This is a genomic window from Proteus sp. FME41 (assembly GCF_014897315.1).
GTDB lineage: Bacteria > Pseudomonadota > Gammaproteobacteria > Enterobacterales > Enterobacteriaceae > Proteus.
Genome location: NZ_JABUYL010000058.1, coordinates 1 through 1,298, shown reverse-complemented (window position 1 = coordinate 1,298; position 1,298 = coordinate 1). Strand labels below are relative to the sequence as shown.

The following is a 1,298-nucleotide window of genomic DNA, read 5'->3' as shown; positions in this document are numbered from 1 at the left end:
TGCTACAGAATATAAGTCGCTGACCCATTATACAAAAGGTACGCAGTCACCCCATAAAGAGGCTCCTACTGCTTGTACGTACACGGTTTCAGGTTCTTTTTCACTCCCCTCGCCGGGGTTCTTTTCGCCTTTCCCTCACGGTACTGGTTCACTATCGGTCAATCAGGAGTATTTAGCCTTGGAGGATGGTCCCCCCATATTCAGACAGGATAACACGTGTCCCGCCCTACTCGTCGAGTTCACAATAACAACATCTTCAGATACGGGGCTATCACCCTTTACTGCCGGACTTTCCAGACCGTTCTCCTGATGCTGCTATTGATTAAGACTCTGGGCTGTTCCCCGTTCGCTCGCCGCTACTAGGGGAATCTCGGTTGATTTCTTTTCCTCGGGGTACTGAGATGTTTCAGTTCTCCCGGTTCGCTTCATTACGCTATGTATTCACGTAATGATAATATCCATTGGATATTGGGTTTCCCCATTCGGAAATCGTCGGTTATAACGGTTCATATCACCTTACCGACGCTTATCGCAGATTAGCACGTCCTTCATCGCCTCTGATTGCCTAGGCATCCACCGTGTACGCTTATTCGCTTAACCTCACAACCCGAAGGTGTTTCTTCTTGAAGACGTCTGGGTGGTGATGGCTGCGCAGATTACATTTCGTCGTTGGGCAGTGCTCGTCATGCTCACATACTAATGTATGTTGCGCTGACTGTGCGCTGGCCGCCTTGAACTGTAAATTGCTCGCTCATCCCACTTCGATGTCGAAAAACACATTCAAAGTTTGAGATTTTGAGAGACTCATCAATATACCTCGGTGATATATTGATTTGTTTTCAATTTTTCAGCTTGTTCCAGATTGTTAAAGAGCAAAATAATTCGCAGTATACTATTGCTAATATACTCTGAATTATTGTTTTATATTCAAGAGATTATGGTGGAGCTAAGCGGGATCGAACCGCTGACCTCCTGCGTGCAAGGCAGGCGCTCTCCCAGCTGAGCTATAGCCCCATAATGCAATTTGCTAATACCCGTATAACCACTCCTTTTTCTTCTTTATAGAAAGAAGCTTTTTCTTTAGACAAGGCGTGGAGTCACGAAGTTTACATAAAGTAAACGAGTGAGTTCACAACGCAGCATAAAGGAAAAGTGGTAGGCCTGAGTGGACTTGAACCACCGACCTCACCCTTATCAGGGGTGCGCTCTAACCACCTGAGCTACAAGCCTATACCGGTATTTCTGCTCGTTCTTCATCAGACAATCTGTGTGAGCACTACACATAACACGTATCTTTT

Annotated in this window: 2 tRNA genes and 1 rRNA gene; all 3 read right to left on the bottom strand. The window is 45.9% G+C overall.

The features are described from left to right. Positions 1–600: ribosomal RNA gene (locus INT04_RS19150) — 23S ribosomal RNA — on the bottom strand; the annotation flags it as partial. Between the two features lie 338 nt (positions 601–938). Then, positions 939–1,014: transfer RNA gene (locus INT04_RS19145), tRNA-Ala, on the bottom strand. A gap of 139 nt (positions 1,015–1,153) precedes the next feature. After that, positions 1,154–1,230, bottom strand: a tRNA-Ile gene (locus INT04_RS19140). Between the last annotated feature and the right edge of the window lie 68 nt (positions 1,231–1,298).